This window comes from Massilia phyllostachyos, from assembly GCF_021044825.1.
Lineage (GTDB): Bacteria > Pseudomonadota > Gammaproteobacteria > Burkholderiales > Burkholderiaceae_D > Telluria > Telluria phyllostachyos.
Map to the genome: position 1 here is coordinate 658,509 of NZ_JAJNOC010000002.1, position 21,080 is coordinate 679,588.

The 21,080-nt window shown below is 66.9% G+C and carries 21 protein-coding genes; 9 read left to right on the top strand and 12 right to left on the bottom strand.

Annotation, left to right across the window (positions count from 1 at the left end):
• The first annotated feature begins 28 nt into the window (after nt 1–28).
• Together LQ564_RS09895 and LQ564_RS09900 are read left to right on the top strand one after the other, a co-directional pair.
• The gene (locus LQ564_RS09895; protein ID WP_231057928.1) at nt 29–1,408 is read left to right on the top strand and encodes a tetratricopeptide repeat protein; all 1,380 of its coding nucleotides are present in this window, start codon (nt 29–31) and stop codon (nt 1,406–1,408) included.
• 270 nt (nt 1,409–1,678) lie between these two features.
• Nucleotides 1,679–3,856 (top strand): prolyl oligopeptidase family serine peptidase, encoded by a 2,178-nt coding sequence (locus LQ564_RS09900; protein WP_231057929.1) that lies wholly within the window; start codon nt 1,679–1,681, stop codon nt 3,854–3,856.
• A 227-nt stretch (nt 3,857–4,083) separates the two neighbouring features.
• Here LQ564_RS09900 and LQ564_RS09905 read toward each other — a convergent pair whose 3' ends face one another.
• Nucleotides 4,084–4,659, bottom strand: coding sequence for a helix-turn-helix domain-containing protein (locus LQ564_RS09905; protein ID WP_231057930.1), 576 nt, complete (start codon nt 4,657–4,659; stop codon nt 4,084–4,086).
• Between the two features lie 178 nt (nt 4,660–4,837).
• On the opposite strand from LQ564_RS09905, the gene LQ564_RS09910 reads away from it, so the two are divergent.
• The 6 genes from LQ564_RS09910 (at nt 4,838) to moaD (ending at nt 11,619) form a co-directional block, all read left to right on the top strand.
• Nucleotides 4,838–6,043 (top strand): glycine C-acetyltransferase, encoded by a 1,206-nt coding sequence (locus LQ564_RS09910; protein WP_231057931.1) that lies wholly within the window; start codon nt 4,838–4,840, stop codon nt 6,041–6,043.
• Between the two features lie 15 nt (nt 6,044–6,058).
• Nucleotides 6,059–7,015 (top strand): NAD-dependent epimerase/dehydratase family protein, encoded by a 957-nt coding sequence (locus LQ564_RS09915; protein ID WP_231057932.1) that lies wholly within the window; start codon nt 6,059–6,061, stop codon nt 7,013–7,015.
• A 44-nt stretch (nt 7,016–7,059) separates the two neighbouring features.
• A complete protein-coding gene (locus LQ564_RS09920; protein WP_231057933.1) occupies nt 7,060–8,448 on the top strand; it encodes an L-serine ammonia-lyase in 1,389 nt (462 codons plus the stop codon).
• A 216-nt stretch (nt 8,449–8,664) separates the two neighbouring features.
• Nucleotides 8,665–10,140, top strand: coding sequence for a threonine synthase (gene thrC, locus LQ564_RS09925; RefSeq protein WP_231057934.1), 1,476 nt, complete (start codon nt 8,665–8,667; stop codon nt 10,138–10,140).
• 1 nt (nt 10,141) lies between these two features.
• On the top strand, nt 10,142–11,353 hold the full coding sequence (locus LQ564_RS09930; protein ID WP_231057935.1) for a molybdopterin molybdotransferase MoeA: 1,212 nt from the start codon (nt 10,142–10,144) through the stop codon (nt 11,351–11,353).
• A gap of 8 nt (nt 11,354–11,361) precedes the next feature.
• The gene (gene moaD / locus LQ564_RS09935; RefSeq protein WP_231057936.1) at nt 11,362–11,619 is read left to right on the top strand and encodes a molybdopterin converting factor subunit 1; all 258 of its coding nucleotides are present in this window, start codon (nt 11,362–11,364) and stop codon (nt 11,617–11,619) included.
• A 34-nt stretch (nt 11,620–11,653) separates the two neighbouring features.
• Here moaD and dctP read toward each other — a convergent pair whose 3' ends face one another.
• The 5 genes from dctP to LQ564_RS09960 form a co-directional block, all read right to left on the bottom strand.
• Entirely contained in the window at nt 11,654–12,616 is a 963-nt protein-coding gene (gene dctP / locus LQ564_RS09940; protein WP_231057937.1) for a TRAP transporter substrate-binding protein DctP, read from the bottom strand.
• A 297-nt stretch (nt 12,617–12,913) separates the two neighbouring features.
• The gene (locus LQ564_RS09945) at nt 12,914–13,147 is read right to left on the bottom strand and encodes a hypothetical protein (protein ID WP_231057938.1); all 234 of its coding nucleotides are present in this window, start codon (nt 13,145–13,147) and stop codon (nt 12,914–12,916) included.
• Nucleotides 13,148–13,169: 22 nt separating this feature from the next.
• Nucleotides 13,170–14,111 (bottom strand): alpha/beta fold hydrolase, encoded by a 942-nt coding sequence (locus LQ564_RS09950; protein WP_231057939.1) that lies wholly within the window; start codon nt 14,109–14,111, stop codon nt 13,170–13,172.
• The gene (locus tag LQ564_RS09955; protein ID WP_231057940.1) at nt 14,108–14,311 is read right to left on the bottom strand and encodes a helix-turn-helix transcriptional regulator; all 204 of its coding nucleotides are present in this window, start codon (nt 14,309–14,311) and stop codon (nt 14,108–14,110) included. The genes LQ564_RS09950 and LQ564_RS09955 overlap by 4 nt, the downstream gene beginning before the upstream one ends.
• Nucleotides 14,308–14,694: a hypothetical protein gene (locus LQ564_RS09960; RefSeq protein ID WP_231057941.1), complete on the bottom strand. Its 387-nt coding sequence runs from the start codon at nt 14,692–14,694 to the stop codon at nt 14,308–14,310. The genes LQ564_RS09955 and LQ564_RS09960 overlap by 4 nt, the downstream gene beginning before the upstream one ends.
• Nucleotides 14,695–14,830: 136 nt before the next feature.
• On the opposite strand from LQ564_RS09960, the gene LQ564_RS09965 reads away from it, so the two are divergent.
• On the top strand, nt 14,831–16,090 hold the full coding sequence (locus LQ564_RS09965; protein ID WP_371873455.1) for a TIGR03862 family flavoprotein: 1,260 nt from the start codon (nt 14,831–14,833) through the stop codon (nt 16,088–16,090).
• On the opposite strand, the gene LQ564_RS09970 is transcribed toward LQ564_RS09965, so the two are convergent.
• The 6 genes from LQ564_RS09970 to hpnC form a co-directional block, all read right to left on the bottom strand.
• Nucleotides 16,074–16,880 (bottom strand): GIN domain-containing protein, encoded by an 807-nt coding sequence (locus LQ564_RS09970; RefSeq protein ID WP_231057943.1) that lies wholly within the window; start codon nt 16,878–16,880, stop codon nt 16,074–16,076. The two genes, LQ564_RS09965 and LQ564_RS09970, sit on opposite strands and share 17 nt — an antisense overlap.
• Before the next feature lies 1 nt (nt 16,881).
• Nucleotides 16,882–17,676 (bottom strand): DUF1700 domain-containing protein, encoded by a 795-nt coding sequence (locus tag LQ564_RS09975; protein WP_231057944.1) that lies wholly within the window; start codon nt 17,674–17,676, stop codon nt 16,882–16,884.
• Between the two features lie 14 nt (nt 17,677–17,690).
• Complete coding sequence (locus LQ564_RS09980) at nt 17,691–17,843, bottom strand: hypothetical protein (protein ID WP_231057945.1); 153 nt, start codon at nt 17,841–17,843, stop codon at nt 17,691–17,693.
• A gap of 41 nt (nt 17,844–17,884) precedes the next feature.
• A complete protein-coding gene (gene hpnE, locus LQ564_RS09985) occupies nt 17,885–19,297 on the bottom strand; it encodes a hydroxysqualene dehydroxylase HpnE (protein WP_231057946.1) in 1,413 nt (470 codons plus the stop codon).
• Complete coding sequence (gene hpnD, locus LQ564_RS09990; RefSeq protein WP_231057947.1) at nt 19,284–20,117, bottom strand: presqualene diphosphate synthase HpnD; 834 nt, start codon at nt 20,115–20,117, stop codon at nt 19,284–19,286. The genes hpnE and hpnD overlap by 14 nt, the downstream gene beginning before the upstream one ends.
• A 71-nt stretch (nt 20,118–20,188) precedes the next feature.
• Nucleotides 20,189–20,998, bottom strand: coding sequence for a squalene synthase HpnC (hpnC, locus tag LQ564_RS09995; RefSeq protein ID WP_231057948.1), 810 nt, complete (start codon nt 20,996–20,998; stop codon nt 20,189–20,191).
• Between the last annotated feature and the right edge of the window lie 82 nt (nt 20,999–21,080).

The window sequence follows — 21,080 nt, forward strand, 5'->3', positions numbered from 1 at the left end:
TCACGCGCGTCCGGTTGGAGGGGGAGGGATGAGTCGCCAGAATGCCGCCCGCGAGGGCTACGATGTCTTCCTGTGGTTCCATCCGGCCGCGGTGCGGGGCAATCCCTATGCCCAGTTCAATCTCGGCCTGCTGTACAAGCAGGGCCTGGCGGTCGAACGCGACGATGCCTATGCGCTCAAGTGGATCGGGCGCGCCGCCGAAAAGGGCCTGGCCGCGGCCCAGAACCACCTCGGCGCCATGTACAGCAAGGGCCAGGGTGCGCCGCGCAGCGACGATCTCGCCGCCTGGTGGTTCGCGCGCGCCGCCGGCCAGGGCGACCCCTCGGCGCAGCAGAACCTCGGTCTCCTCTACCGCAAGGGGCGCGGCGTGCCGCAGTCGCACGACGTCGCCTTCGGCTGGTTCTACCGCGCGGCCGAGCAGGGCCTGGCCAGCGCCGAACACCTGCTCGGCGAGTGCTACGCGCAGGGCCTGGGCGTGCCGGTCTCGCATCCGCTGGCGATGGCGTGGTTCCGCAAGGCCGCGCGCCAGGGCCACATGGGCGCCCAGCGCAGCCTGGCCCTGATGTACCGGCGCGGCGACGGCGTCGAGGCCGACGACGCCCAGGCCCTGTGCTGGTTCCGCCAGGCGGCCAGCCAGGGCGACCCGGTGTCGCAGCGCTTCCTCGGCCTGGCCTACGCCCAGGGCCAGGGCGTCGCCGCCGACCCGGCGCGCGCCGTCGCCTGGCTCGAGCGCGCCGCGGTGCGCGACGACACCGAGGCCCAGTACGCGCTCGCCACCCTGCTGGCGGCCGGGCACGGCTCCGGCGACGACGAGCGCGCCCTGAGCTGGTTCGTGCGCGCGGCGGGGCGCGGCCACGTCCAGGCCCAGTACTGCGCCGGGGTCATGTATTCGCTCGGACGCGGCGCCGCGCGCGACCCCGAGCGCGCCCACGAATGGACGCTGCGCGCGGCCGAGCAGGGCGCGCCCAACGCCCAGTTCAGCCTCGGCGTCATGTTCGCGCGCGGCGAAGGCGTGGCGCGCGACGAGGCGCGGGCCGCCGAGTGGTACCTGCGCGCGGCCCGGCAGGGCGACGCTAGCGCCCAGAACAACCTCGGCGTCCTGTACGCCAACGGCCAGGGCGTGCCGCACGACGACACCCTCGCCACCTACTGGTACCGCCAGGCGGCCGAGCAGGGCCATGCGCTGGCCCAGTACAACCTGGGCGGCATGGTCGGCAGCGGCCGCGGCGCCGAGCGCGACCCGTTGCGCGCCTATATGTGGATGCTGCTGGCGGCCGGCCAGGATGGCGGCGCGGTGTGCAAGGAGGGCAGGGGTGTGGGAAAGCCCGGCACGGGTGGGCAGTGGGCGCGGGCGCTGGCCAGCCGGGTCCAGGCCGGGCGGCTGCGGCGCGAGGCGCCGGATCAATAGCTGTTTGTCCGCTGCCGGCAGCCGGTTATTTGGCGGCTTCTGCCCGTATGCACGTGGTGAAGCGGAGGCGTGTGCCGGGCTGCCCGACCATAGGCGGCCTCGTCGATTCGCGTTATGATGGCCGTCGGCAATAGCCGACCCCATACATAGAGGGTGTGAAAAAGCGGCCAGGGCAAGGCGCCGAGTCGAAGACAGTACGTTAGTACGGCGAGATGAGGCAAGGCAGCCATGGGCGAATTTTTCGCAGCCTCATCATCGACCGAGAACGACATGACCCTGAGACACGTAACGCTCGTCACCCTGCTGGCCGCGGCCTTCGCCAATCCGGCGCTGGCGCAAACCTGCCCGGCCCCGGCCGGCGGCGCTTCCCTGACCTACCCGGTCGCGAAGAAGCTCGACCAGACCGACAACTACCACGGCACCATGGTGGCCGACCCCTACCGCTGGCTCGAGGACGCGAACAGCGCCGAGACCAAGCAGTGGGTCACCGCGCAGAATGCGGTCACCCAGGCCTACCTCGACCAGATCCCGCAACGCGCGGCGATCCGCGCGCGCCTGACCAAGCTGTGGAACTATGAGCGCTACAGCGTGCCGGGCAAGGAAGGTGGCCAGTACTTCTACTCGCGCAACGACGGCCTGCAGAATCAGTCGGTGCTGTACACCCAGAAGACCCTGACCGACACCCCGCGCGTGCTGCTCGACCCGAACACCATGTCGAGCGACGGCACCGTCGCCCTGGCCGGCCTGGCGGTCAGCCCGGACGGCAAGCTGCTGGCCTACAGCACCGCGGCCTCGGGTTCGGACTGGAACGAGATCCGCGTGCGCGACATCGCCAGCGGCAAGGACATCGAGGACCACGTCAAGTGGGTCAAGTTCTCCAGCACCGCCTGGACCAAGGACGGCAAGGGCTTCTTCTACAGCCGCTACGACGAGCCGAAGGAAGCGACCAAGCTGGCCGACGTCAACTACTTCCAGAAGCTGTACTTCCACCGCATCGGCACCCCGCAAAGCGCGGACACGCTGGTCTACGACCGTCCCGACCAGAAGGAATGGGGCTTCGGCGGCCACACCACCGACGACGGCCGTTACCTGATCATCACCACTACCCGCGGCACCGCGCCGAAGTACCGCGTCTCGTACAAGGACTTGTCGAAGCCCGATTCGAAAGTGGTCGACCTGATCGACAACTTCGACGCGGGCTACGATTTCATCGACAACGTCGGCACCGTGTTCTACTTCAGCACCGACCGCAAGGCGCCGAGAAAACGCATCGTCGCGATCGACGTCAGCAAGCCGCAGGAATCCAACTGGAAGGAGATCGTCGCCGAAAGCGCCGACACCCTCACCGGCGCCGACATCATCGACAACCAGCTGGTGCTCGAGTACCTGAAGGATGCGCGCTCGGTCGTGCGCGTGCATGACCTCAAGGGCAAGCAGGTGCGCGAGATCGCGCTGCCGGGCATCGGCACCGTCGGCGGCCTGTCGGGCAAGCGCGGCGACACCGAAACCTTCTACTCCTTCACCGGCTTCACCACGCCGACCACGATCTACCGCCTGAACATGAAGACCGGCGCGAGCACCGTGTTCCGCCAGCCGAAGGTCGACTTCAACCCGGCGGACTACGAGACCCGCCAGCAGTTCTACACCTCGAAGGACGGCACCAAGGTCCCAATGTTCATCGTCTCGAAGAAGGGCCTGAAGCTCGATGGCCAGAACCCGACCTACCTGTACGGCTACGGCGGCTTCAACATCTCGATGACCCCGGGCTTCTCGCCGGCCAACCTGGCCTGGATGGAGATGGGCGGCGTGTATGTCGTCGCCAACCTGCGCGGCGGCGGCGAATACGGCGAAGCCTGGCACCAGGCCGGCACCAAGCTGCAGAAACAGAACGTGTTCGACGACTTCATCGGCGCGGCCGAGTGGCTGGTGGCGAACAAGGTGACCTCGCCGTCGAAACTGGCGATCGGCGGCGGCTCGAACGGCGGCCTGCTGGTGGGCGCCGCCATGACCCAGCGCCCGGAACTGTTCGGCGCCGCGCTGCCGGCCGTGGGCGTGATGGACATGCTGCGCTTCCACAAATTCACCATCGGCTGGGCCTGGACCTCGGACTACGGCTCGTCGGAAAACCCGGACGAGTTCAAGGCCTTGGTCAAGTACTCGCCGCTGCACAACCTGAAACCGGGCAGCTGCTACCCGGCGACCATGGTGACCACGGCCGACCACGACGACCGCGTGGTGCCGGCGCACAGCTTCAAGTTCGCCGCGGCCGCCCAGGCTGCGCAGGCCGGGGCTGCGCCGATCCTGATCCGCATCGAGACCAAGGCGGGGCATGGGGCGGGCAAGCCGACCACCAAGCAGATCGAGGAAGTGGCGGATCGCTGGGGGTTCCTGGCGCGGGAGTTGAAGGTGGGTGATTCGGCGCCGGTCGCGGCGGGCGGTAGCAAGTAAGTTCCCTTGATTGATATGAAAACGGCCACTCGTAGTTGAGTGGCCGTTTTTTTTGCGTCCGTGGTGTGCGTCGAACTTGGATCCCGGCCTCCGCCGGGATGACGTGCCGCTGTTGCGTGATGAACCGACTGCAGCGGCTTTCTAAGTTATAAGTAAGACCGTCGTACGCGCCACTGGCGCCTACGACTTCCCGCGAAGGCCGGAACCCAAGTGTGCCAGAGCAGCCGTCAGCGCTGCACCACCACCAACAACGCCTTCGCCTCCGTCTTTCCCGCATTCCTGATCACATGATCATGATCCGCCGGATACCTCGCCGTCCCCCCATGCTTGATCTTCTTCTTCTCCACCCCCACCTCCAGCTCGATCGTCCCGGTAATGACCGTCAAATGCTCCTTGGTCCCCGGATCATGCGCCTGCGACGCCATTTCCCCACCGGGCGCCAGGGTGAGTTCATACCATTCATACTTGCCCGCCAGGTCCATCGGCCCCAGGATGCGTAGCGAATAACCTGCATGCGCACCAGGCAGGGTAGGGGTCTCGTGCGGGTCCACCACGCGGATCAGATCCACCGTCCGCACCTCGGACGACAGCAGTTCGCCGATCTCCACCCCGAGCGCATTGGCCAGGCGCCAGGTGATGGCGATGGTCGGATTGGCCTTTTCGCGTTCGATCTGGGACAGCATCGACTTCGACACCCCCGCGATGCGCGACAGGTCTTCCAGGGTCAGGCCGCGCGCCAAGCGCAGGCGCTGTAGCGTGGCGCCAACTTCGGGCGGGGCGTTCTTTGTTAGAGTTTTAGTCATTGCATGAATATGCTTATAGCGTGGCTTGCCAAGTTCATTAGCGAGGGGTAAGATTCAATATATTGAATTTTCGTTCGACATACAGAACTTGGTTTCTTGAATCGAACGAGTCAAACGATACGACATTCGCCAACCGCCGGTCAAGCCGGCTTATGCCAACACCACCAGGGGAGCAACAATGAGCGACCAAGCATTCTATAGCGGCCTGCAATCGAAACTCGAGACGCTGCGCACCGACGGCCTGTTCAAGCCGGAGCGCGTGATCGCTTCGCGCCAGGGTTCGGAAGTGGTCGCGCAAGACGGCCGTACGCTCATCAATATGTGCGCCAACAACTACCTGGGCCTGTCCGGCGACAAGCAGACCTCCGATGCGGCGGCCGCCGCGCTGGAAAAATACGGCTACGGCCTGTCCTCGGTGCGCTTCATCTGCGGCACCCAGACCGTGCACAAGGAACTCGAGCAGAAGCTCTCCGAATTCCTCGGCACCGAAGACACCATCCTGTACGCCGCCGCCTTCGACGCCAACGGCGGCGTGTTCGAGCCGCTGTTCGACGAGAACGACGCGATCATCTCGGACGCCCTGAACCACGCCTCGATCATCGACGGCGTCCGCCTGTGCAAGGCCGCGCGCTACCGCTACGCCAACAACGACATGGCGGACCTGGAAAAGCAGCTGGTCGCGGCCACCGAAGCCGGCAAGCGCCACAAGATCATCGTCACCGACGGCGTGTTCTCGATGGACGGCACCATCGCCCAGCTGGATAGAATCACCGAGTTGGCCGAGAAATACGGCGCCCTGACCATGATCGACGAATCGCACGCCTCCGGCTTCATGGGCAAGACCGGCCGTGGCACCCACGAACACTGCGGCGTGATCGGCAAGATCGACATCATCACCGGCACCCTGGGCAAGGCCCTGGGCGGCGCGATGGGCGGTTTTACCTCCGGCCGCAAGGAAGTCATCGAGACCCTGCGCCAGAAGTCGCGCCCCTACCTGTTCTCGAACACCCTGGCGCCGATGATCGCCGGCGCTTCGCTCGCGGTGCTGGACCGTATCTCGAAATCGACCGAGCTGCGCGACCGCCTGATGGACAACACCGCCTACTTCCGCCAGGAGATCGAGCGCATCGGCTTCACCATCAAGCCGGGCACCCACCCGGTGGTGCCGGTGATGCTGTTCGAAGCGCCGGTCGCGCAGAAATTCGCGGCGCGCATGTTCGAACTCGGCGTGCTGCTGTCGGGCTTCTTCTACCCGGTGGTGCCGATGGGCCAGGCGCGCGTGCGCGTGCAGCTCTCCGCCGCCCACACCCGCGAGCAGCTCGACTTCGTGCTGAAAGCCTTCGAACAAGCCGGCAAAGAGCTGGGCATCCTCAAGAATAATTAAGATTGGATTGGATACATGGAACGCATCCTCATCATCGGCGCCAACGGCCAGATCGGCAGCGAACTCGTGACCGCCCTGGCGGAGCAGCACGGCGCGCGGAACGTCCTCGCCTCGGACATCGGCACGCACAACGTCTACGGCGCGGCGCGCTACACCCAGCTCGACGTGCTGGACAAGGATGGCCTGGGGGCGCTGATCGAGCGCGAGGGCATCACCCAGGTCTACCAACTGGCGGCGCTGCTGTCGGCCACCGGCGAGAAGGCGCCGCTCAAGGCCTGGACCCTGAACATGGACGGCCTGCTGAACATCCTGGAAGTGGCGCGCGAGCGCGGCGAAGCGGGCAAACCGCTGAAGGTGTTCTGGCCTTCGTCGATCGCGGCTTTTGGGCCGAACACCCCGGCCGACCCGGCCCCGCAGTACGCGGTGATGGACCCGACCTCGATCTACGGCATCAGCAAGCTGGCCGGAGAACGCCTGTGCGAGTACTACCACGCCAAGTACGGCGTGGACGTGCGCTCGATCCGCTACCCCGGCATCATCAGCTTCAAGTCGCCTCCGGGCGGCGGCACCACCGACTACGCGATCGCGATCTTCCACAGCGCGCTGAAGGGCGAGACCTACGAGTGCTTCCTGGGCCCGGACACCACGCTGCCGATGATCTACATGCCGGACGCGATCCGCGCCACCATCGAGCTGATGGATGCCCCGGCCGAGAAAATCGCGATCCGTTCCTCGTACAACGTGGCGGGCGTGTCGTTCAACCCGCGCGAACTCGCTGCCGCCATCAAGAAGGCGTTGCCGGAATTCGAGATCGCCTACAAGCCGGACAGCCGCCAGCAGATCGCCGACTCCTGGCCGAAGAGCCTGGACGACGGCCGTGCTACCAGCGACTGGGGCTGGAAGGCACGCATCGGCGTCGAGGAGATGGTCGACAGCATGCTGAAGAACGTCGACGTCGGCGTCGCAGCGTAAGCGTCACAACACAATAATAAAAATCGGATAGTCGAGACAACAAGATGGACATGAGCGTTTTTGATCTGTTCAAGATCGGTATCGGGCCGTCGAGCTCCCACACCGTGGGCCCGATGGTGGCGGCGCGCCGCTTTTTGCTGGAGTGCGGTTCGCTGGACGATGCGGTCGGCGTCGAAGCGCACCTGTATGGTTCGCTGGCGCTGACCGGCGTCGGCCACGCCACCGACAAGGCGGTGATCCTCGGCCTGATGGGCGAAACGCCGCAGGGCGTGGATCCGGACGCGGTCGAGGACAAGCTGGCCGAAGCCGAGATGGATGGGGTGTTGAAGCTGCTGGGCGAGAAGGAAGTCCCGTTCCGGTACAAGACGGGGCTGGTCTGGCACAAGCAGTCGACCCTGCCCGAACACCCGAACGGCATGAAGTTCATTCTCCACCTGAGCGACGGCAGCATCATTGAGCGCATCTATTATTCGGTCGGCGGCGGTTTCATCACCGCGGCCGGCGAGAGCCAGGCGCGCGCGAACGAAGCCCCGTCGACCTCGGTACCGTTCCCCTTCGACACGATGGCCGAGCTGCTGGCGCATGGCCGCACGCACGGCCTGTCGATCCCGCACATGCTGCGCGCGAACGAATTGGTGCGCATGAGCGAAGCGGACCTCGACGGGGGGCTGGATCGCATCTGGCAAGTCATGCGCGACTGCATCGCCCACGGCCTCGTCACCGAGGGCCAGCTGCCGGGTGGCCTGAACGTCAGGCGGCGCGCGGCCAAGCTGTGGAAGCAGGCGCACTGCAACGAGGGCAAGCGCGTCAACGAGCTGCCGCACGACGCGACCCACCACGTGACCCTGTACGCGATGGCGGTCAACGAAGAGAATGCGGCCGGCGGGCGGGTCGTCACGGCGCCGACCAATGGCGCGGCGGGGATCATTCCGGCGGTGCTGCGCTACTATGCCGAGGATTGCCGTCCGAGCGATCCGGTCGGGGGCATCCGCGACTTCCTGCTCACGTCCGCCGCGATCGGCATGCTGTGCAAGAAGAACGCCTCGATCTCGGGCGCCGAGATCGGCTGCCAGGGCGAGGTCGGCGTGGCCTGCGCGATGGCGGCGGCCGGCCTGGTGGCGGCGCTCGGTGGCTCCAACGAGCGCATTGAGAACGCAGCCGAGATTGGGATCGAGCACCACCTGGGCATGACCTGCGACCCGATCGGCGGGCTGGTGCAGATTCCCTGCATCGAGCGTAACGGCATGGGGGCGATCAAGGCGATCACTGCGGCCTCGCTGGCGTTGAAGGGCGACGGCACGCACTTCGTCAGCCTGGATAATGCGATCGAGACGATGCGGCAGACCGGGGCGGATATGCAGGTGAAGTACAAGGAGACTTCGCTGGGTGGGTTGGCGGTGCATGTGGTGACGGTCAACCACGCGGCTTGCTGAGTTGACGTCAACCTGGGTCCCGGCCTGCGCCGGGACGACCTGCCTGGGCAGCTGGCTGCCAGCTTCGTTCCACTAGCCTCAAGACCGTCGTTCCGGCGCAGGCCGGAACCCAGGTTTCGCACCGCAGCCACCACCATTACCTCGCACCGCAGCATACGAACCCCCAGGGCGCTATAATAAAAGTTCAACTTTGGCCCCCACCGGATCCCTTACCGTATGCATTACGTCTCCACCCGCGCAACCAGCGCGTCCGCAGCACGCAATCCCCAGCGTTTCTCCGACATCCTGCTCGCCGGCCTGGCCCCGGATGGCGGCCTGTATTTGCCTGAAATCTATCCGCAGGTGTCGCATGAAGAACTCGACGCCTGGCGCAAGCTGTCCTACGCCGACCTGGCCTACGAAATCCTGCGTAAATTCGCGACCGACATTCCGGACGAAGACCTGCGCGCCCTGACCGCGAAGACCTATACCCCCGAGGTCTACCGCAACGCCCGCACCGACGAAGCGGCCAGCGAGATCACCCCGCTGCGCGTGCTGGAAGAAGGCCCGCACGGCAAGCTGGTGCTGCAGGCGCTGTCCAACGGCCCGACCCTGGCCTTCAAGGACATGGCCATGCAACTGCTGGGCAACCTGTTCGAATACGCGCTGGCGAAGAACAACGATGAGCTGAACATTTTCGGCGCGACCTCCGGCGACACCGGCAGCGCCGCCGAGTACGCGATGCGCGGCAAGCGCGGCGTGCGCGTGTTCATGCTGTCGCCGCACAAGAAGATGAGCGCCTTCCAGACCGCCCAGATGTTCAGCCTGCAGGACCCGAACATCTTCAACATCGCGGTCGAAGGCGTGTTCGACGACTGCCAGGACATGGTGAAGGCGGTCTCGAACGACCTGTCGTTCAAGGCGCGCCACAAAATCGGCACCGTCAATTCGATCAACTGGGCGCGCGTGGTCGCGCAGGTGGTCTACTACTTCCGTGGCTATCTGGCGGCCACCACCAGCAACGACCAGAAGGTCTCGTTCACGGTCCCGTCGGGGAACTTCGGCAATATCTGCGCCGGCCACATCGCGCGCATGATGGGCCTGCCGATCGACCAATTGGTCGCCGCCACCAACGAGAACGACGTGCTTGACGAATTCTTCCGCACCGGCGTCTACCGCGTGCGCAAGCCCGCCGAGACCTACCACACCAGCAGCCCCTCGATGGACATCTCGAAGGCCTCGAACTTCGAACGCTTCGTCTACGAGCTGGTGGGCCGCGATGCCGAGCGCACGCATCTGCTGTTCAAGAAGGTCGACAGCCACGGCGGCTTCGACCTGTCCGGCGCGCCGGGCAGCGACGGCGACGAATGGAAGCTGGTCGGCCAGTACGGCTTCGCTTCAGGCAAATCGACCCATGCCGACCGCCTCGACACGATCCGCGACGTCGCCGACGATTACGGCATCACCATCGACACCCACACCGCCGACGGCATCAAGGTGGCGCGCGAACACATGCGTCCCGGTGTGCCGATGATCGTGCTGGAGACCGCGCTGGCGGCCAAGTTCAACGAAACCATCCTGGAAGCGCTGGGCGAGGATGCCGAGCGCCCGGCCGGCTTCGAGAACATCGAGGCGCTGCCGCAGCGCTTCGTGGTCACGCGTCCGGACGTCGACGCCATGAAGGCCTATATCGCCGAACACACGGGGCTCTGAGATGAACCGGCCTCCCATGCTGTCGGTGCGCGAAGCGCTGACCCAACTGCTGGACGCGGTGCGCCCGATCACGGACACCGAGGTCGTGAACACGCTCGACGCCAACGGCCGCGTGCTGGCTGGTGACCAGCGTTCGACCATCAACGTGCCGTCTGCCGACAACACCTCGATGGACGGCTACGCCGTGCGCGCGCTCGACTGCGAGAGCGGCAGCGCGACCCTGCGCGTGGCCCAGCGCATCCCGGCCGGCAGCGTCGGCGAGTACCTGGCGCTAGGTACCGCCGCGCGCATCTTCACCGGCGCCCTGATTCCGCCCGGCGCGGACGCGGTGGTGATGCAGGAGCAGTGCGAACTGGTCGGCGACAGCGTCACCGTGCGCCACGCGCCGCGCGCCGGCGAATGGATCCGCCGCATCGGCGAGGATGTGTCGGCCGACGCCGTGATCCTGCCGGCCGGCGCCCGCCTGCGCAGCCAGGAAATGGGGCTCGCCGCCTCGGTCGGCCTCGCGACCCTGCCGGTGCTGCGCCGCGCGCGCGTGGCCGTGTTCTTCACCGGCGACGAGCTGGCGATGCCGGGCGAACCCCTGAAACCCGGCGCGATCTACAACTCGAACAAGTACACGCTGCGTGCGCTGCTGGAGAACTTCGGCTGCGAGGTCACCGACTTCGGCATCGTGCCGGATTCGCTCGAGGCCACGCGCGCGACCCTGCGCGAGGCGGCGCGCGCGCATGACCTGATCATCACCTCGGGTGGCGTGTCGGTCGGCGAGGAAGACCACATCAAGCCGGCGGTGGAAGCGGAAGGAAAGCTGAACCTGTGGCAGATCGCCGTCAAGCCGGGCAAGCCGCTGGCTTTCGGCGAAGTCGGGTCGTCGTTCTTCATTGGCCTGCCGGGCAATCCGGTATCGAGCTTCATCACCTTCCTGCTGTTCGTGCGGCCCTTCCTGCTTCGCCTGCAGGGGGCGACGGGCCCGGTCGAACCGCGCGGCTACACGATGCGCGCCGATTTCGCGCTGCCCAAGGCGGACCGCCGCAACGAATTCCTGCGCGCGCGCGTGAATGCGGCCGGAGGCCTGGACCTGTTCCCGAACCAGAGCTCGGGCGTGCTGACCTCCACCGTCTGGGGCGACGGCCTGATCGACAATCCGCCGGGACAGCCGATCGCCGAAGGCGATATGGTGCGCTTCATTCCCTTCGCCGAACTGCAGCACTAGGACCGAGCATGAAGATCAATGTGAAATACTTTGCCTCGGTGCGCGAGGCGGTGGGGACGGGCGCCGAAGCGATCGGGCTGCCGGATTCCGTAGCGACCGTCGGCGCCGTGCGCGCCTTGCTGGTCGCGCGCGGCGGCGCGTGGGAAGAAGCGCTCGGCGACAAGCGCGCCGTGCGGATGGCCTGCAACCAGATCATGTGCGACGCCGACGCGCCGGTCGACGACGGCGCCGAAGTCGCCTTCTTCCCGCCGGTGACGGGCGGCTGACGCCAGCGGGGCGGCGCCGGCCGCCCCGTTTTTCTTACACGATGGTTTGCTCGGCCAGTTCCAGCAGCTTGGCGCAGTTCGCACTGCGCTCGCCGAACTCGCGCCAGGCGTTGGTGCGCGCCACCGCCTGCCACTTGCGCAGGGCGTCGGCGTTCAGGTCAACCACCTGGGCGCCGGCCTTGGCGTAGACCGAGGCCACCTGCGCGTCGTCGCCGCGCGCGGCATTCAGCGCGAAGGTTTCCAGCCCGGCGCCGACCGCCATCACGGCCGCCTGCTGCTGCTTGCTCATGCGATCGAACACGGTGCGCGACATCATCAGCGGCTCGAACATGAACCAGTAGGCGCCGCCGCGCGCGGTGGTCAGCGAGCGCGCCGATTCGGCCAGGCGGAACGAGATCAGCGAGGTCGAGGAGGTGAGCGCCGCGTCCAGGTTCCCGGCGCGCATCGCGGCCGCGATCTCGTTCGAGGGCATGTTGACCACGGTCGCGCCGGCGTCCTGCAGCAGGCGGTCCATTTCGTGCGAGCCGCCGCGCACCTTCAGGCCCGCGACGTCGTCCGGATGCAGCAGCGGCTTGCCGCGCGAGGCGACGCCGCCGGCCTGCCAGATCCAGCTCACGATCACCAGGCCCTGCTCGTTCAGGATGCGCGTCAGTTCCTTGCCGACCGGAGCGTTTTTCCAGGCGAAGCCCTGCTCGTAGGACGTGACCAGGCCGGGCATCAGGCCGATGTTCGCTTCCGGGGCTTCGGCGCCGGCATAGGACAGGGGCACCAGGGCCATGTCCAGGCTGCCGTTCTTCATGGCGGCGAACTGGGCGTTCGGGGCCATCAGGCTGGAGCCGGGGTAGATCGAGAATTTCAGGCCGCCGCGGGTGCGGCGTTCGACGTCGGCCGCGAACTGGCGGCACAGGCGGTCGCGGAAATCACCCTCGGAAACGCTGCCCCCGGGGAACTGGTGCGAGATTTTCAGATTGTTCGGCTGCGCCCATGCGGACTGCATCCAGAGTGGACTGGACGCGATTGCGCCCAGCACTGTCCTGCGAGACATTGCTGCCCTTGTCATTACCGACATACACATCCTCCAAGATGGTCAAACGGACTGCCTCCCGAATCGCAGCAGCCTCGTCGAGCGGGCGCCGTCGTTCGTTGTAGCGGATACAAGAATATTCCCCTTGTATGTATTGTCAAGTGGAATCTTTCAAATATCACAAATGGTCACGGCCCCGGGCGGGGGCGCAAGACGGTATCTTGCGCGACCCGGCCGGGGCCGTGTTGATCCAGCGCGGAGGCTACTGGCTCAGGACTTGGCGTCGGGGTGGCGGCACATGTCGCAGCTGACGTCGCCCTTGCTGGCGCGGTAATAGCGGCTGCCGATGAACAGGGCGCTCGAGGCGATCGCCCAGGCCAGCGATTCACGCCAGCCGGTCTCGAAGGCTTCGCCGCGCAGCAGCACGTCGACCGCGACCAGCAGGGCGAACATCGTGCCGGCCGCCAGCAGGTATTGGCCGCTCCAGTAGATCAGTCGTTGCATGGTTTCGTCTCCTTGCAGGTGGTTACAGGCTTTTCAGGAAGCGGCGTATCGCGTCGCTCGTGGCTTGCGGCTGGTCGATCATCGGGAAATGGCGCGCGTTGTCGATCGCTTCCACCTCGAGTTTCGGCGTCGCACCCATCAGCGCACGATAATACGCCACCTTGTCGTCCTTGCTGATATTGCCGATGTAGGGCGCGTCGGGCGCGTAGTACGGCGCCAGCAGCAGGACCGGTGCGCTGATCCTGCTCATGCCGGGACGCAGGTCGCGGGCCATCAGCGCGCCGGCATAGGCGCCGACCGCCTGCGGATCGCTGCGGGCGCTCAGCTTGGCCGCATCGTCGGCCTTGCCCATATCCACCATGCCGATGCCGCGCATGTACTGCTGCTGGTTGGCCTCGAAAGCCGGACCGCTCAGCGCCGACATCTGCGTGCGGGCGCCGTCGGCCATCGCGGCGCGCTGTTCCGGCGTCATGTTCTCGGTGCGCGGGAAGACCGGCAGGCCGTCGATGCCGATCACGCCGCCGACACGGTCCGGGTGCTCCTGGGCCAGGGCGTAGGACAGGGCGGCGCCGATGCTGTGGCCGATCACGACCGGCTTCACGAGTTTGCGCGAGACGATCAGCTCGGCCAGCGCGTCGCGGGCATTGTCGAAGGGTTCGCCGGCGACCGCCGGGCGGCCGTCGAAGCCGGGCAGGGTAACGACATAAACAGTATTGGTCGCGGCGAAGTCGCGCACCGTCTGCTGCCACACCCAGGCGCCGCTCGACAGGCCCGGCACCAGGATCAGCGCACGCGGGCCGCTGCCATGGCGCTCGACCAGCATGCCCTTGATCTCGAAACGCTCGGCCGGTGTCGGCAGCGCGGCCAGGTAGCGGTTCGGCTGGGCCGGCGCCTCCTGGGCGAAGCCTGGCGCCGCGACGGCGAACATTGCTGCGAACAAGGCTGAGAACAAAGTGGCTTTCATGCTGACTCCTGGTCTGGGGTGAAGATCGATTCGATCGGAAGGTGAAACAGTCTGGCAATCGCAAAGGCGAGCGGCAGGCTCGGGTCGTACTTGCCGGTCTCGATCGCGTTCACGCTCTGGCGCGACACGTCGAGCATCTCGGCCAGTTCGGCCTGGCTCCACCCGCGTTCGGCGCGCAGGGTGCGGATTTGGTTGTTCATCGGTCGAGCAGCTTGCGTGCGAGTTGGACGGCGACGGTGGACAGGCACAGCACGACCCACACGGTGAACATCGACAGCTTCGGGAAGCCGGCGGTCTCGAGGAAGCCGTAGGTGAAGGTCAGGCCGGCGGTGATGGCGGCGGCCAGTCCGAGGTTTTCCAGGGCGCGCATGCGCTGGTATTCGTCGATGCGGCCGAAGTGGCGCACGATCACCCACAGGGCGCCGGCGAAGCCGATCATCGGCGACAGCAGCACCAGGGTACGCAGCACGCCTTCTTCCATCGGCCGGCCCCAGCGGATGGCCGCCACCAGCAGCACCGCGTACAGGACCAGCGACGCCATCAGTTCTCGCGTGTAGGCTTTGGCAACCCGCTTTTCGTGCATGACATCCTCCGTGAAGTAAAGTATGCTTGACATCGTAGTCAAGGAAACCTGACATGTCAAGCACCCTTTACATCGCGTTCGTGATTTTATGCAGGGCGCAAAAACGACTACAATTTCGCTCCTTTGCCTTCCCCGAATGCCGATGAGCCAGCAGCCCAGCCCTCCCCAACGTGTCGCCGTGATCGGCGGCGGTCCCGCCGGCCTGATGGCGGCCGAAACCCTGGCGGCCGGCGGCGTGCAGGTCGACGTCTACGACGCGATGCCTTCGGTGGGGCGCAAGTTCCTGCTGGCCGGGAAGGGCGGGATGAACATCACGCATTCCGAGGCGCTGCCGGCCTTCCGCGCCCGCTACCGCGCGCGCGAGAGCGAGGTGGCGCGCTGGCTGGACGGCTTCGATCCGCAGCAGGTCCGCGACTGGATCCATGGACTCGGCATCGAGACGTTCGTGGGAACCTCGGGCCGGGTGTTCCCGCTCGAGATGAAGGCGGCGCCGCTGTTGCGCGCCTGGCTGCACCGCCTGCGCGAAGCCGGCGTGCGCTTCCACCAGCGCCATCGCTGGCTCGGCTGGCAGGGTGACAAGTTGCGCATGGCGACGCCGGATGGCGAGCTGCTGGTCGACGCCGATGCCACCGTGCTGGCGCTGGGCGGCGCCAGCTGGGCGCGGCTAGGTTCCGACGGCGCCTGGGTCCCGCTGCTGAACGAGCGTGGTGTCGACGTGGCGCCGCTGGTCCCGTCCAACTGCGGTTTCGACGTCGACTGGAGCGCCCACATGGTTGACAAGCATGCCGGCGCGCCGCTGAGCACCGTCGCCGTGTCCTGGTTTGATCACGAAAACGTGCTGCAGCGCCGCCAGGGCCAGTTCGTCGTGACCGCGAGCGGCGTCGAAGGTAGCCTGATCTATGCGATCTCGGCCCCCGTACGCGACCGCATTGCGAACGAAGGCAGTGCCACCATCTGGCTCGACCTGCTGCCGGACCTGGATGCGCAAAGGGTGCTGGACGAGGTGATGCGCCCGCGCGGCTCGCGCTCGCTGTCCAGCCACCTGCAGGGCCGGCTCGGGATCAAGGGCGTCAAGGCGGCGCTGCTGCACGAGTGCCTGGGCAAGGACGAGTACAGCGATCCGGAGACACTGGCGCGCGCGCTGAAGGCGCTGCCCCTGGTGCTAACCCGCCCGCGCCCGATCGACGAGGCGATCAGCAGCGCCGGCGGCGTGCGTTTTGATAGCCTGGAGCACGGCAGCATGCTGCGCGCGCTGCCGGGCGTCTTCGTGGCGGGCGAGATGATCGACTGGGAGGCGCCGACCGGCGGCTACCTGCTCACCGCCTGCTTCGGCAGCGGCCGCGCCGCGGGACGCGACGTGCTGGCCTGGCTGAACGACGCTACTCCGAGAAGGTGACGCTGCCGGTCCCGGTGCGGCTCACGCTGCGCTCGCCTGGATTGCCGTGCACTTCGATGTCGCCGCTGCCCGAGACCGAGGCGGCGACGGTGTCGCGGGCCTGGACCGTGCTGCTGCCCGGGCCGCTCTGGCTCACCTTGACCGTGTCGGCGCGCAGGTGGCGCGCATCGAGGTCGCCCGAACCGCTGGCGGTGGCCGTCAGTGCCCGGGTGCTGCCGACGATGGTCAGGCTGCCGGAGCCGGTCAGGGCCGCGTCGAAGCGCTCGATGCCGGCGCCGCCGTTCAGGTCCAGTTCTCCGCTGCCGGTCATGGCCGCATTCACCTGGCGGAAGCGACCGTTGAAGCGCAGGCTGCCGGGGCCTTCCATGCGGACCTCGATGCGTTCGCCCGAAAAGCCGTTGACCGTGCTCTCGCCGCTGCCGTCGACCGTCACGCTGCTCAGGCCCGGCAGGATCAGCTCGACTTCGAGCGGGCGGCGGTGGCGCAGCACCATGCCGCGGATGCCGATGTGCAGGATGTCGCCATCCTGGGTCACGTCGACGTTGCCCAGCAGGCGCGACTCGCCGCGCACCTTGAGCGAGGGCGTGGCGCCGTAGCGCAGGGTGAGGTCGATCGGGCCGTCCAGGTCCACCGACTTGATGCCGGCCGGGACCTCGCGGGTCTCGACGCTGAGCCGGCGCCCCTCGGCCGCGGCGGTCACGCCGTTGGCGCGCAGCATGCCGTAGCTCAGGCCGATCAGCACGAAGGCGAGCAGCAGCAGGCTGAAGCCCACTTTGACCAGGGTCCGCATCCTAGGCTCCCTTCAGCAGCGACAGGTTCATGCCCAGGTAGCGCTTGAGGCCGATGAAGGTGTATTTGGTGACCACCAGCGACAGCAGGAACAGCAGGATCCCGCCGCACACCATCGACAGGCCGAACACGGTCTGGGTGGTGCGCGATTCGCGATCGAGGTCGGTGGTGATCTGGATGCCGGTGTCGGCCACCTGTTCGGCGCGCCGGATCGCCAGTTCCGACGTGCCCATGTCGCCCGCCTCGCCGCCCAGTTCTTGGTCGGGCGCCGGGTCGTCCTCGTAGATGTGGATGCCTTGCTCGCCGATCGCGACCCGGGTGCGCGAATTGGTCGTGGTGCGGCGCTCGCTGCCGTCGTCCATGCGCTCGATGTGGTGCAGGGGGTTGTTGAGCACCAGTTCATTGGCGCCCGCCAGGCCGCTCGCGGTGATCGCGATGCCGGAGACATAGAAGCCGAGCGCGCAGGCGTACACGGTGACCAGCAGGGCTGCGTAGACGGCGGCCGGGATCGCCATGAACAGGTTGAACACCAGCAGGCCCGCGCTCGACACGATCAGGCGCGCCGCGTTGGCCGGGTTCTTCTTTGCGGCAAACGCATCCATGTGCGCGCTGGTGCGCAGGGTCACCGCCACCTTGCGCGGGTCGCCCAGTTCCTCGGCGATGCTGTCTTCGCTGCGCCCGGCCTCGATGCCGTCCACGAAACGCTGCTCGTACCAGGCCAGGGTCTTGGCCTGGGTTGCCGGCGGCAGGCCGTGCATGGCGCGCTTGAGCGCGTCGAGATATTCCAGTTTGCCCATGGTGGTCCCGGGTGTCAGTGGTGCGCGACCACGGGGATGCTGCCGATCGCCAGTGCCGTGCCCGCGCTGGAGCCGCCGATCAGTTCCGGATGCACCAGCACCGCGGTGCTGGCGACGACCAGGGCCAGCAGGGCCAGGGTGCGCAGTCCGAGTCGAAGATTGTTCATGATGTCCATTTCCGTGCCGTAAAACCAACGTATCGATGGTGCTACTGTACGGAAGCGCTCCCCGTGGCGCCACCGGCGTGCGACAGGCTGCGCTTTTCGCGGGGCAGGGTGTCGCAGGCGAGGATGGCCGTCGCCGCGGCCACGCCGCTGCGCACCGCCGTTTCCAGGGTGGCCGGGTAGTCGCTGGCGGTATAGTCGCCGGCCAGCAAGACGCCGGGCAGCGGCGTGTCGACGCCGGGACGGGCCAGTCCAGGCGTGCAGGAGAAGGTCGCGCGCTTCTCGGTGATGACGCGGCTCCACTGGGGCGCCGCCAGTTCCGGACGGCGCAGGTCCTGGGCCAGCTGGGCCGCGATGCTGCCAGCCAGCGCGTCCTGCTTGAGGCTCGCGGCGTCGCCGGCGGCGCTGACCACCACCGCCAGCAGGCCGGGGTGGTTCGCGTCCAGCTGGCCGCGGTCGAAGGCGAACTGGCCCCAACGGTTCCGGCCTGGGTCATCGAGCAGGGCGTAGAAGGGCAGTTCCAGGCGCAGCGACGGGTCGTATTGTAGGTAGCAGGTGGCGATCGGCTCGTAGCCGAAGCCGCCCAGCTGCGCGCTCAGTTCCGCCGCCTCGGGATGCGGCGCCAGCAGGCTGGCCGACACGGTGGCCGGCGTGGCCAGCACCACGGCGTCGAAGCTCTCAAGCGTCCCGTTCAGGGTCAGCTGCCAGCCATCCTCGTGGGCCGCCAAGGCCTCCGCCTTGACGCCCAGGCGCACGCTGCCGCCGTGTCGCTCGATATATTTCGCGACCGCCTGCGGGAACAGCCTGCCCATGTCGGTGCGCGGCAGCAGCATGTCGGACGCCGCGCGGCGCCGCGCGCCCAGGCTGTCGCGCAGCACGGCCAGGAATACCTTGCTCGAGGCCCGTTCGGGCGGCGTGTTCAGGGCGGCGATGCACAGCGGATGCCAGAGCAGGCGGTTCAGGTTCGGGGTCTGGTCGAAACGGTCCAGCAACTCCGTCACGCTGCAATCGTGGTAGAGCTCCCAGCCCATCATCTTCGCGGCGCTGTTGAAGCGCGCCAGGGCCAGCTTGTCGGCGCGCGTCAAGCCCTTGGCGCGCAGCAGCGCGGCCATCAGGTGGAAGGGCGCGGGCCAGCGCGGGGCGACGAAATCCATGCCGCCGTTCTGCTGGGGGAAGGGGTAGCGCATCTGCACCGGCAGGCGCAGCAGGGCCGCATCCGGATCGACGCCGACTTCTTTCATCAGCCGCAGGGTCTCGCCATAGGCGCCCAGCAGGATGTGCTGGCCGTTGTCCAGCATGCGGCCCTGGACCTCGACCCCGCGCGCGCGTCCGCCGAGCGCACGGGCCGATTCCAGCAGGGTCACATCGGCGCCGCCGCGCGCCAGCTCGCTCGCAGCCGCGCAGCCAGACCAGCCGCCGCCGACGACGGCGACGCGGACCGCATCAGGTGCGGACATAGGTCTTCCAGGCCAGCCACAGCTTGCGCAGCGGCGTGAGCGAAATGCGCTGGTTCAGCACGTGGAACTTGTCGCGCTCGATCTCGTCGAGCAGGGTGCGGTAGATGGCCGCCATCATCAGGCCGGGACGCTGGGCGCGACGGTCTTCCTTCGGCAGCAGGGCGAGCGCCTCGTCGTAGGTGCGCTGGGCGCGCTCCGCCTGGAACGCCATCAATGCCTCGAACTTCTCGCTGTGGCGGAAGTTCAGGATATCGGCGGCGGTTACATTGAACTGCTGCAGCTCGTTGACCGGCAGGTAGATGCGGCCCTTGCGCGCATCGTCACCGACGTCGCGGATGATGTTGGTGAGCTGGAAGGCCAGGCCCAGTTTCTCGGCATAGGCCAGGGTTTGCGTATTTTTATACCCAAAAATGCTGGCCGACAGGATGCCGACCACGCCGGCCACGCGCCAGCAGTATTTCTGCAAGCCGGCGTAGTCGAGGTAGCGGCTCTGGTCGAGGTCCATCTCCATGCCGTCGACGATGGCCAGCAGGTGTTCCTCTTTCAGGTCATAGGTCGCGATGTGCGGCTGCAGGGCCTGGGTCACCGGGTGGGTCGGTGTGCCCTTGTACATCGCCGACACCTCCGTGCGCCACCAGGCCAGCTTGATGCGCGCCACCGAGGCGTCGCTGGTTTCGTCCACGGTGTCGTCGACTTCGCGGCAGAAGGCATACAGCGCGGTGATCGCACGGCGGCGCTCGGGCGGCAGGAACAGGAAGCTGTAGTAGAAGCTGGAGCCGCTCTGGGCGGTCTTTTGCTGGCAATATTCGTCGGGGGACATGTAATTCTTGCTATTGGTTTTGCTGCGGTGTTGGCGGCGAATCCGCTATCTTATCAGGAGGACCGGCTGCCCTACATCGTCATCGCACGCCAGGCGACCACGATCCAGTCGGACGCGTGCAAGGTCGGCCGCCGCGCGAACACATCGTAGTCGACCTTCTCGATCGACTCCAGGATGCGCAAACCGCCTTGCACCATCAGCCGCAGCTCCCAGCCGACCCGCCCCGGCAGCCGCAGCGCCAGCGGCGCGCCGCTCAGCATCAGGGCCCGGGCGCGGTCGACCTCGAAGCGCATCAATGCGCGCCAGGCCGGGTTCGAGGGTTCGCGGCCCAGCTCGCTCTCCGGGACGAGATGGCGCTCCAGGTCTTCCTGCGGGATATAGATCCGCCCCTTGGCCAGGTCGATCGCGACGTCCTGCCAGAAGTTAATGAGCTGCAGGGAAGTACAGATCGCGTCCGAATCGCGCAGATTGCGCTCATCGACCGCATCGTACAGTTCCAGCAGCAGGCGCCCGACCGGGTTGGCGGAGCGGCGGCAATAGTCGAGCAGGGCGGTGTAGTCGGCGTAGCGGGTGGTGACCACGTCCTGGCGGAAGGCCGACAGCAGGTCGTGCATCGGCTTCACGGGCAGGCGGTACTGCGCCACCACGCCGGCCAGGCGCGCGAACATCGGCTCGGCGGGCACGGCGCCGCGCTCGATCGCTTCCAGCTCGCGGCCGTAGCGCTCGAGTTCCGCCAGCCGCTCGGGCGGCGTGGCGTTGCCTTCGTCGGCGATGTCGTCGGCGCTGCGGGCGAAGGCATAGATCGCTTCGACCGCCGGCACCAGGCGGCGTGGCAGCAGAAACGATGCAACCGGAAAGTTTTCGTAATGCTCGACGGGCATATTTGACTATTGACTCTAAAGTCAGATTCTTTGCTGTTTCCATGATTATAATTGCTCAATTACAAATGCCCTAGCGCGGCCA

Excerpts from the sequence above, each read along its gene's own strand:
- LQ564_RS09895 (WP_231057928.1), top strand. The coding sequence starts at position 29 with ATGAGTCGCCAGAATGCCGCCCGCGAGGGCTACGATGTCTTCCTGTGG.
- hpnC (WP_231057948.1), bottom strand. The coding sequence starts at position 20,998 with ATGCCCGTCGAGCATTACGAAAACTTTCCGGTTGCATCGTTTCTGCTG.
- LQ564_RS09960 (WP_231057941.1), bottom strand. The coding sequence starts at position 14,694 with ATGCACGAAAAGCGGGTTGCCAAAGCCTACACGCGAGAACTGATGGCG.
- LQ564_RS09975 (WP_231057944.1), bottom strand. The coding sequence starts at position 17,676 with ATGGGCAAACTGGAATATCTCGACGCGCTCAAGCGCGCCATGCACGGC.
- LQ564_RS09955 (WP_231057940.1), bottom strand. The coding sequence starts at position 14,311 with ATGAACAACCAAATCCGCACCCTGCGCGCCGAACGCGGGTGGAGCCAG.
- LQ564_RS09965 (WP_371873455.1), top strand. The coding sequence starts at position 14,831 with ATGCCGATGAGCCAGCAGCCCAGCCCTCCCCAACGTGTCGCCGTGATC.
- LQ564_RS09900 (WP_231057929.1), top strand. The coding sequence starts at position 1,679 with ATGACCCTGAGACACGTAACGCTCGTCACCCTGCTGGCCGCGGCCTTC.
- LQ564_RS09905 (WP_231057930.1), bottom strand. The coding sequence starts at position 4,659 with ATGACTAAAACTCTAACAAAGAACGCCCCGCCCGAAGTTGGCGCCACG.
- LQ564_RS09915 (WP_231057932.1), top strand. The coding sequence starts at position 6,059 with ATGGAACGCATCCTCATCATCGGCGCCAACGGCCAGATCGGCAGCGAA.
- LQ564_RS09970 (WP_231057943.1), bottom strand. The coding sequence starts at position 16,880 with ATGCGGACCCTGGTCAAAGTGGGCTTCAGCCTGCTGCTGCTCGCCTTC.
- hpnE (WP_231057946.1), bottom strand. The coding sequence starts at position 19,297 with ATGTCCGCACCTGATGCGGTCCGCGTCGCCGTCGTCGGCGGCGGCTGG.
- dctP (WP_231057937.1), bottom strand. The coding sequence starts at position 12,616 with ATGCAGTCCGCATGGGCGCAGCCGAACAATCTGAAAATCTCGCACCAG.
- LQ564_RS09945 (WP_231057938.1), bottom strand. The coding sequence starts at position 13,147 with ATGCAACGACTGATCTACTGGAGCGGCCAATACCTGCTGGCGGCCGGC.
- hpnD (WP_231057947.1), bottom strand. The coding sequence starts at position 20,117 with ATGTCCCCCGACGAATATTGCCAGCAAAAGACCGCCCAGAGCGGCTCC.
- LQ564_RS09950 (WP_231057939.1), bottom strand. The coding sequence starts at position 14,111 with ATGAAAGCCACTTTGTTCTCAGCCTTGTTCGCAGCAATGTTCGCCGTC.
- thrC (WP_231057934.1), top strand. The coding sequence starts at position 8,665 with ATGCATTACGTCTCCACCCGCGCAACCAGCGCGTCCGCAGCACGCAAT.
- moaD (WP_231057936.1), top strand. The coding sequence starts at position 11,362 with ATGAAGATCAATGTGAAATACTTTGCCTCGGTGCGCGAGGCGGTGGGG.
- LQ564_RS09930 (WP_231057935.1), top strand. The coding sequence starts at position 10,142 with ATGAACCGGCCTCCCATGCTGTCGGTGCGCGAAGCGCTGACCCAACTG.
- LQ564_RS09920 (WP_231057933.1), top strand. The coding sequence starts at position 7,060 with ATGGACATGAGCGTTTTTGATCTGTTCAAGATCGGTATCGGGCCGTCG.
- LQ564_RS09980 (WP_231057945.1), bottom strand. The coding sequence starts at position 17,843 with ATGAACAATCTTCGACTCGGACTGCGCACCCTGGCCCTGCTGGCCCTG.
- LQ564_RS09910 (WP_231057931.1), top strand. The coding sequence starts at position 4,838 with ATGAGCGACCAAGCATTCTATAGCGGCCTGCAATCGAAACTCGAGACG.